6 protein-coding genes are annotated in these 8,589 nt (G+C 69.4%); 4 read left to right on the forward strand and 2 right to left on the reverse strand.

Annotated features, from left to right (window positions below; translation table 11 throughout):
- The first annotated feature begins 1 nt into the window (after position 1).
- A complete protein-coding gene (locus tag ABD298_RS04905) occupies positions 2 to 1,345 on the forward strand; it encodes a hypothetical protein (protein ID WP_344298529.1) in 1,344 nt (447 codons plus the stop codon).
- 86 nt (positions 1,346 to 1,431) lie between these two features.
- On the opposite strand, the gene ABD298_RS04910 is transcribed toward ABD298_RS04905, so the two are convergent.
- Entirely contained in the window at positions 1,432 to 1,965 is a 534-nt protein-coding gene (locus ABD298_RS04910; RefSeq protein WP_344298530.1) for a hypothetical protein, read from the reverse strand.
- A 70-nt stretch (positions 1,966 to 2,035) separates the two neighbouring features.
- Positions 2,036 to 2,839, reverse strand: a complete 804-nt coding sequence (locus ABD298_RS04915; RefSeq protein ID WP_344298531.1) for an Rv1352/Rv1906c domain-containing protein — start codon at positions 2,837 to 2,839, stop codon at positions 2,036 to 2,038.
- Between the two features lie 240 nt (positions 2,840 to 3,079).
- Between ABD298_RS04915 and ABD298_RS04920 the strand changes: the two genes are divergently transcribed.
- The 3 genes from ABD298_RS04920 to ABD298_RS04930 form a co-directional block, all read left to right on the forward strand.
- A complete protein-coding gene (locus tag ABD298_RS04920; protein WP_344298532.1) occupies positions 3,080 to 6,475 on the forward strand; it encodes a chitobiase/beta-hexosaminidase C-terminal domain-containing protein in 3,396 nt (1,131 codons plus the stop codon).
- A 283-nt stretch (positions 6,476 to 6,758) separates the two neighbouring features.
- Positions 6,759 to 7,226 carry a hypothetical protein gene (locus tag ABD298_RS04925; protein WP_344298533.1) on the forward strand — a complete coding sequence of 156 codons (468 nt, stop codon included), beginning with the start codon at positions 6,759 to 6,761 and terminating at the stop codon, positions 7,224 to 7,226.
- A gap of 65 nt (positions 7,227 to 7,291) precedes the next feature.
- A partial coding sequence (locus tag ABD298_RS04930) for a hypothetical protein (RefSeq protein WP_344298534.1) occupies positions 7,292 to 8,589 on the forward strand: 1,298 nt, incomplete at its 3' end.

Here is an 8,589-nt window from a genome sequence, read left to right on the forward strand (position 1 = left end):
CATGGCGTTCACTGTGGCGACGGCGGCTGTCAACATCACGCCCACGCTGAGTTCCAACCCCTACATGGCCGGGTACGGCACTGCGGACGGCGGACGCCTCGCGACGAGCAGCACGCCTTTCGAGCCGCTGTGGGCGCGCGCGGTGGTGATCCGTGAGAACGGCAGCCCCCAGATGATCCTGAGCGTCGACATCCTCGCGATCCCCCGCTCCATGCACCAGCGCATCCGCACCCGACTGCTGGCTCTGGCCTCGTGGTCGACGTCCGACATCCTGCTGCAGGCCACCCACACGCACAATGGGCCCACACTCGTCGACACGCTGCAGCCCTTCTCCAGCTACGGCATCAGCGAAATGGACCAGATCCGGGCCTACTCGTCCTGGCTCGAGGACCGGATCGTCGAGGCCGCGCAGGACGCACTCAACGCCGGGCAGACCAACGTGACCCTGGACTACCAGATCATCCAGCAGACCTGGTCGGTGAACCGCGTGGGCCTGAAGTACGTCGAGACCGATGTGCCCGTGCTGGTCTGCCGGCGCCCCAACGGCACACCCGAGGCGATCGTCTTCGGCTACGGCTCGCACCCGGTCGCCGCCGGCGACCGCTCCCTCTTCGACGGCGACTACCCCGCCGGGGCCTGCAACTACATCGAGAACCGCTCCGATGCCTTCGCGCTCTTCCTCATCGGCCCCGCCGGCGACCAGAACCCCTCAGGATCCCCGAGCTGGACCCTGCGCGACCAATGGGGCGACTCGCTGGGCTCCGCCGTCCTCAACGCCGCCCAGAGCGCCGGCCGCGCCCTCACCGGCCCGATCACCACCAAGTACCAGGAAGTCAACCTCCCCCTCGAGATCGACACCTCGGCCGGGAACCTCGCCGCGCTCCGCAATGCATATGCGGGACGCCTGCCCAACCCGAGCGGCTTCCCGGCCTACTACGTGCGCCACGCGCAGATGATGATGGCCAGGATCGACTCCGGCAACGTCGCCACCAGCGTCCCCTCCCCCTTCCAGGTCTGGACCATCGGCGGCGGCACCCCGCTGCGGATGGCCTTCGTCGGCGGGGAGATGGTCAGCGGCTATGCCGTCTACTTCCGGTCCAGATACGGCGGATCGGCCGGGATCTGGATCGGCGGCTACGCCAACGAGTCCTGCTGCTACATCCCGACCAACGAGTACTTCTCGCCCTACATGACCGCCGGCAGCTACGAAGGCGGCTGGGACACCGACGCCCCCGGCATCGCCGGCGGCTCCATGACCGTCTACGGCCACATCGCCCACTTCCGCGCCGGCACCAACGGCGTCGAATCCACCCTCATCAACGCCCTCACCGCCATGCTCGGCTGACACTCCGGCAGGAAGAAGGGCCGGCGGCCTTCTGGACCGTCGGCCCTTCTCGCGTGCAGCCAGCCGCGGGAGACCAGCTGCCCGGGCTACGCGGGGGCGCCGGCGTCGATCCAGCGCTTCATGATGGCCGCCTGCGGAGCCTGGGGGGCCAGGACGAGCACCCCCTGGACGATCGGGGCGCCGACTCGGCGGATCCCCGCCTCGACCGTGCGCTGGTCCAGGCGGGTCGCCGCGGTGACGATGTCCAGGCAGATCTGCTCGCGGCTGCCCTTGGCCCCGGCCGCGATGGCGGCATCCACGGCCGCGTTCTCCTCCGCGGTGAGGGCCTGGGGCCGGGGGCCGACGTACTTGGCCCGGCATGAGGCCACCTGCAGGTAGCGGCTGTTGGACCACAGCTCTTCCAGGCTCGTCAGCTCCGGGAGGCTGGTGCCGTCGTAGAGCGTCGCGGCGAACAGGTACCGTGTGGGCCGTTCCGGCCTCTCCTTCGCGGTATCCGTGGGGGTCTTGCGGGCCGTCGGCACGGCCGGCGCGGCCTGCGCCCCGACCGCCGCCACAGCGGCAACCCCTACTCCGACTCCGATCGCAAACAGCTGGATAGCACGACGCCTAGGGATCTCCACGAACGCCCCCGATGTTCGGATGCTCCCCAGCAACGCATACAACGGCCGCGTGGGCCGGGCGGCCCCGCCCTTACATCTTCCTCCAGATCCCGCAATTGTCACTACTGAAGCTGCTGCCGCGGTCCAGAGTCACCGTGGACGCCTCGGCAGCACCGCCGGAGGCCACTTGGGCCCCGGTGCCTGAGGTCACGGCCCAGCGGCACGACTCGGCGGGATCCACCGCAGCGTAGTCACCGGCAGCGATCTCGGGGCCGACGGCGTGCGTCCCGTCGCCGAAGCGTTCGCCTGACGCCCACGCTTGGATGATCTTCCCCTGGGGGGCATCCGGGCAGAGGGCGGCTGCGGCGCGCAGCATGTCCCTGCTGGCCGCGGCAAAGCCCTCGGGTCCTGTTTCGTCCGGGATGCGTGTGCAGAGGCGCATGGCCTCGAGGACCGCAGCGAGCGCGGCGTCCCCCGTCGCCTGCCCGTGCAGGGCCGTGTCCACCACGGCAGTCTCGCCGCCCTGGGGTTCGTACGGCCGGCTCCCCTGGTATGCGACGGTGCATTCCTTGATGCGGACGTAGTTGGTGCTGGCCCAGACCTCTTCGAGGCTGTACCGCGAGATATCGGGCGCATTGTCCACGTGGCTGCAGGTGATGAGGAAGCGCAGGTCCTCTGCTGCGAGCGTGGTGCCCCGGGCTGAGGATGGGCGCGTGGCGCCGGAGGAGGACGACGGCGAGGGGCTCGCCGACGCCGTCGTGCTCGCGCTGCCGTCGGGAGCCGAGCCGGTGCTGCAGCCTCCGAGGACCAAGGAAGTCGCGGCCAAGAGCGGCACCGCGAGGATCAGGCCTCTGGAGGCGCCGCGGAGAGGGACGGCACGCGTGGCAGGTGGCATGTTCCCCCTTCCGAGGCGGACGTCGCGGCGGCCCGGTTCAAGCCGACGGTCCCTGTCCATATCGTCCCGACTCCGCTGTTCGGGGGTCAAGGCAGCCGAGGGCTCGGAACGGGCACAGATCGGAACCTGTGGCGACCCCGGGTCTTCAGGCCCTGTGCGCAGAGCGCTGCGAGGGTGCAAGATGGTCCCTGTGGGCCCAGAGGGTCCAATATGGGGCATGCGGGGCTGGGGAGCATCCGGATGAAACGGGGGACACTCGTGCTCGTCGGCTTCTCACGGCTCGTCGGCAACGCGATGAGACCGGGCACGCTCAGGAAGTCCAGCGCTGGCATCGTCGCACTGACGCTCGCCGCCACGATGGCTGTCGGAGTCGCGACCGCAGTCCCGGCAAGCGCGGACCAGCCGAAACAGACGTTCGTCACCGGCCTGACTCAGGCCGCCGGCACGATCATCGACCCCGTCGGCCGCGTCTGGGTGGCGGACCGCAAGGCCGGTTTCTGCAGGATCCAAGAACCCACCGGAACGACACCCGGCAGGATCGACCATCCCCTCACCTCCACCGACACGACGGCGCCCACGTGTCTGGGCGGCACCCTCGACAAGGCCGGCCCGGGCCCCCTGGTCCCCGGCGCACCTGCCTTCTTCGATCCGGACGGGCAGCCCGGCAGCGGCGACGAGCTCGTCTTCATCCCGGACCAGACCCCGGGGGGCTCACAGGTTGTCCGAGCGAAGTGGAACCCGTCGACGCAGAAGTTCGACTACGCGAACACCCTGCAGATCTTCGACGGCGACCTGCGTCCGAACGCCGTGAGCCTCGGCGCGGACAAGAACATCTACCTCAGCTTCGAGCGCACGCGGGTGATCGCGCGCCTGACCTACCCTGAGATCCAGCACCCGAGCCTCGAGAGCATCGCCTCGGCCTCCGGTGCCGTCACCGGCATCGCCGCGGCCGGACTCTCGGGCGGCCGGAACATCGTCTACGTCGCCGAGGCCAGCGGGATCACGCGCTTCACGGCGCCCCCCGACGAGACCCTCGCGAACATCACCCCGACCGCAGCGTTCAGCGTGCCGAAGGCTGGCGCGCTCATGTTCGACAGCTCGTCGAACACCCTCTACGCGGGGACCTCGATCGGCGCCACCTCCGCCGACGCCGGCAAGGACTCGGTCGTCAAGGTGAGCCTCGCGAACAACGCCGTCGACACCCAGTGGGCACTGGGCTACTCGAAGGTGACGGGCCTGGGCGTGCTCGGCGGCAAGGTGCTCGTCATGGACGACGCCGGGCTGCTGTCCTCGCCCCCGCCGTCGGGCAAGGGCGTCATGTACCGCCTCTCCGGCGGGGTCGTGAGCATCACCGGCGGCCCGACACTGGCCAATGGGCAGGCGGCACCCGACCCGGCCTTCACGAATGACTCGACGCCGACCTTCACCGTCTCCGCCACCCCGGCGGCATCGATGCAGTGCGCGATCACCGCCTCGGGGAGCTCGAATCCCGTCTGGACCGACTGCACCTCCGGCACCTACACGCCGTCCACTCCGCTGGCCGACGGCGCGTACACCTTCCAGGTCAGCGCGACCGGCGGCGGCAGCGCCGCGAGCCGCGACTTCACGGTGGACACCCAGGCGCCGGCGGCGCCGACCATCACGAGCCCGACGTCGACGACGCCGGTGAACGGAAGCCCGACCTTCTCCGCCACAGCCGAGACCGGCGCGACCTTCGTGTGCGCGATCGACACGACCGCTGACGCGAGCTTCACTCCCTGCACACCGGGCAGCCAGCTCTCCTTCACAACCGAGGGCCAGCACACCCTCTACGTGAAGGCCGTGGACAAGGCCACGAACCGCAGCACCGCTGCCTCCGTGGTCGTGCAGGTGGACCTCACTGCGCCGCAGCTCTCCATCACCTCGCCGACGGATGGCTCCACGGTCACGGTCTCCCAGAACGTGGACGTGGTCTTCTCCTCGACCTCGACGGATGTCGACCGGTTCCTGTGCCGCATGGACACCCAGGCCTTCACGGCCTGCACCTCGCCAAAGACCTTCACCAACGTCACGGCGGGACAGCACCGGTTCGAGGTGCAGGCCATCGACAAGGCGGGCAACACGACGACCACCGGCGTGACCGTCACGGTGAACATCGTCGACACCACGCCGCCTACCGTCACGGCGAGCCCGGCGGCGGGGACGTACGGGCCCTCGCAGTCGATCACGCTCTCGGCCAACGAGCCGGCGACCATCTACTACACGACCGACAACAGCACTCCCACCACCTCGAGCACGCCGTACTCCGGGCCCATTCCGATGGCGACCATGACCCTGAAGTTCTTCGGCGTGGACAGCTCGAAGAATGCGTCGACCGTCCAGAGCGTCGCCTACGTGCTCGACAACACGGCACCGACGGTGACTGCATCCCCGGCGCCCGGCACCTATCCATCGGGCCAGCAGATCACCCTGAGCAGCTCCGAGTCGGGGTCGATCTACTACACGGTCGACGGCTCAACGCCGACCACCTCGAGCACGAAGTACACGGGCCCGATCACCCTCAATGGTCCGCTGACCATCAAGGCGATCGCGGTGGACCCCTACGGCAACACCTCGGCGCCGGCCAGCTTCGCCTACCAGGTCCCCGACACCACGGCGCCCGTGGTCAGCGCCTCCCCTGCCGGCGGCCAGTACGCCTCGGGGACGAAGATCTCGCTGAACTCGAATGAGACGAACACGACGATCTACTACACCACCGACGGCAGCACGCCCACCACGTCGAGCACGAAGTACAGCACGCAGCTCACCCTCACGGCCGCGATGACGCTGAAGTTCTTCGGCGTCGACGCTGCCGGCAATGCCTCAGGTGTCGTGACCGAAACCTACACGGTGACGCCCGCGGTGGTTCCGTGGAAGGACTACACCAAGGACGGCATGAACGACGTCGTGGCGATCGACTCCAGCGGCAACGGCTACATCTACCCCGGCGACGGCAGCGGCGGCTGGCTTACCCGCCTGAGCTCCGGCACCTGGACCGGCCTGTCCTTGATCACCGCCACACGCGACCTCGACGGCGACGGCATCAGCGACCTCGTCGCCCGCGACACCAACGGCGCCCTCTGGCTCTACCCCGGCAACGGCCCCGGCGGCTGGAAGGCACGCACCCAGCTCGCCACCGGCCTAGGCACCGCCAACCTCATCACCGCCCCCGGAGACTTCACCGGCGACGGCAAGACCGACCTCCTCATCCGCGACACCACCGGCGCCCTCTGGCTCTACCCCGGCACCGGAACCGGAGGCCTCGGCACCCGCACCCAGGTCGGCTGGGGCTGGGACACCATGAACGCCATCACCAGCACCGGGGACTTCAACGGCGACGGCAAGACTGACATCCTCGCCCGCGACGCCAACGGCGCCCTCTGGCTCTACCCCGGCACCGGAACCGGAGGCTTCGGCACCCGAACCCAGGTCGGCTCCGGCTGGGGCGTCATGAACGCCATCCTCGGCATCGGCGACTTCAACGGCGACGGCAAGAACGACGTCCTCGCCCGCGACACCGCCTCCGGAGGCCTCTACCTCTACCCCGGCAACGGCACCGGCGGCTGGCTCAGCCGCAGCCAAGTCGGCTGGGGCTGGAACGGCCTCACCCTCCCCTGACCCTGACCCGACCCACGCACGACGGCGCCCCCTCCCACCCAGGAGGGGGCGCCGTCGTCCGCGTCGCCTGCCCATGAAGTCTGCCCCGCGGTTCTGGGTCGTTGTGCCCTGTGCTGGAGGAGCCCGGATCCCGCACGATGGAAGCAGCGGGGCCAACCGGTCCACGCAACCGTTGTATGCGTTGCTGGGGAGCATCCACAGAACACCGGGGGCGTTCATGGAGATCTCCAGGCGTGTTGCCTTACAGCTGTGTGCCCTGGCGGCAGGAGTAGGGGTTGCCGCTGTGGCGGCGGTCGGGGCGCAGGCCGCGCCGGCCGTGCCGACGGGCCGCAAGACCCCCACGGATACCGCGAAGGAGAGGCCGGAACGGCCCACGCGGTACCTGTTCGCCGCGACGCTCTACGACGGCACCGATCTTCCCGAGCTGACGAGCCTGGAAGAGCTGTGGTCCAGCAGCCGCTACCTGCAGGTGGCCTCATGCCGGGCCAAGTACGTCGGCCCCCGGCCGCAGGCCCTCACCGCGGAGGAGAACGCGGCCGTGGACGCCGCCCTCGCGGCCGGGGCCAAGGGCAGCCGCGAGCAGATCTGCCTGGACATCGTCACCGCCGCGACCCGCCTGGACCAGCGCACGGTCGAGGCCGGGATCCGCCGGGTCGGCGCCCCGATCGTCCAAGGGGTGCTCGTCCTGGCCCCTCAGGCTCCGCAGGCAGCCATCATGAAGCGCTGGATCGACGCCGGCGCCCCCGCCTGAGGGCGCGGCCCGCCAGCATCTGAGTCCGACGATCCGCGGCCAGCATCTCAAAGAGGAGAGAGAACATGGCGTTCACTGTGGCGACGGCGAAGGTCAACATCACGCCCACGCTGAGTTCCAACCCCTACATGGCCGGCTACGGCACCGCGGACGGCGGACGCCTCGCGACGAGCAGCACCCCGTATGAGCCCCTGTGGGCCCGCGCCGTCGTCATCCGTGAGAACGGCAACCCCCATCTGATCCTGAGCGTCGACATCTTGGCAATCCCCCGGACGATGCACCAGCGCATCCGGCCGCGGCTTCTGGCGCTCGCGAACTGGGCAACCTCGGACATCCTGCTGCAGGCCACCCACACGCACAATGGGCCCACGCTCGTCGACACGCTGCAGCCCTTCTCCAGCTACGGGATCAGCGAAATGGACCAGATCCGGGCCTACTCGTCCTCGCTTGAAGACCGGATCGTCGAGGCCGCCCGGGCGGCCCTCAACGCCAGCCAGACGACGGTGAGCCTCGACTACAAGGTCATCCAGCAGACCTGGTCGGTGAACCGGGCCGGCCTGAGCTATGTCGAGACCGACGTTCCGGTCCTTGTGTGCCGCCGCTCGAACGGGACGGCCGCAGCGGTCATCTTCGGCTACGGCTCGCATCCGGTCGCCGCCGGCGATCGGTCGCTGTTCGACGGCGACTACCCCGCCGGGGCGTGCAACTACATCGAGAACCGCTCGAACACGTTCGCGCTCTTCCTCATCGGCCCCGCCGGCGACCAGAACCCTGCGGGCTCTCCCCCCAGCTGGGCGCTGCGCGACCAGTGGGGAGACAGCCTCGGGTCTGCCGTCCTCAGCGCGGCGCAGAGCGCGGGGCGGGCCCTCACCGGCCCGATCAACACCAAGTACCAGCAGGTCAATCTGCCGCTGGAGATCAGCACCACCGCGGGCAATCTCGCGGCGCTCCGCAATGCCTACGCCGCCCGCCTGCCCAACCCGAGCGGCTTCCCGGCATACTACGTGCGCCACGCGCAGATGATGATGGCCAGGATCGACTCCGGCAACGTCGCCACCAGCGTCCCCTCCCCCTTCCAGGTCTGGACCATCGGCGGCGGCACCCCGCTGCGCATGGCCTTCGTCGGCGGGGAGATGGTCAGCGGCTACGCCGTCTACTTCCGGTCCAAGTACGGCGGATCGGCCGGGATCTGGATCGGCGGCTACGCCAACGAATCCTGCTGCTACATCCCCTCCAACGAATTCTTCTCCCCGTACATGACCGCCGGCAGCTACGAAGGCGGCTGGGACACCGACGCCCCCGGCATCGCCGGCGGCTCCATGACCGTCTACGGCCACATCGCCCACTTCCGCGCCGGCACCAA

The sequence above is a fragment of the Sinomonas flava genome (assembly GCF_039531875.1).
GTDB classification, from domain to species: Bacteria; Actinomycetota; Actinomycetes; order Actinomycetales; family Micrococcaceae; genus Sinomonas; species Sinomonas flava.

Coding starts and splice junctions, on each gene's coding strand:
- ABD298_RS04905 (WP_344298529.1), top strand. CDS start 2: ATGGCGTTCACTGTGGCGACGGCGGCTGTCAACATCACGCCCACGCTG.
- ABD298_RS04915 (WP_344298531.1), bottom strand. CDS start 2,839: ATGCCACCTGCCACGCGTGCCGTCCCTCTCCGCGGCGCCTCCAGAGGC.
- ABD298_RS04920 (WP_344298532.1), top strand. CDS start 3,080: ATGAAACGGGGGACACTCGTGCTCGTCGGCTTCTCACGGCTCGTCGGC.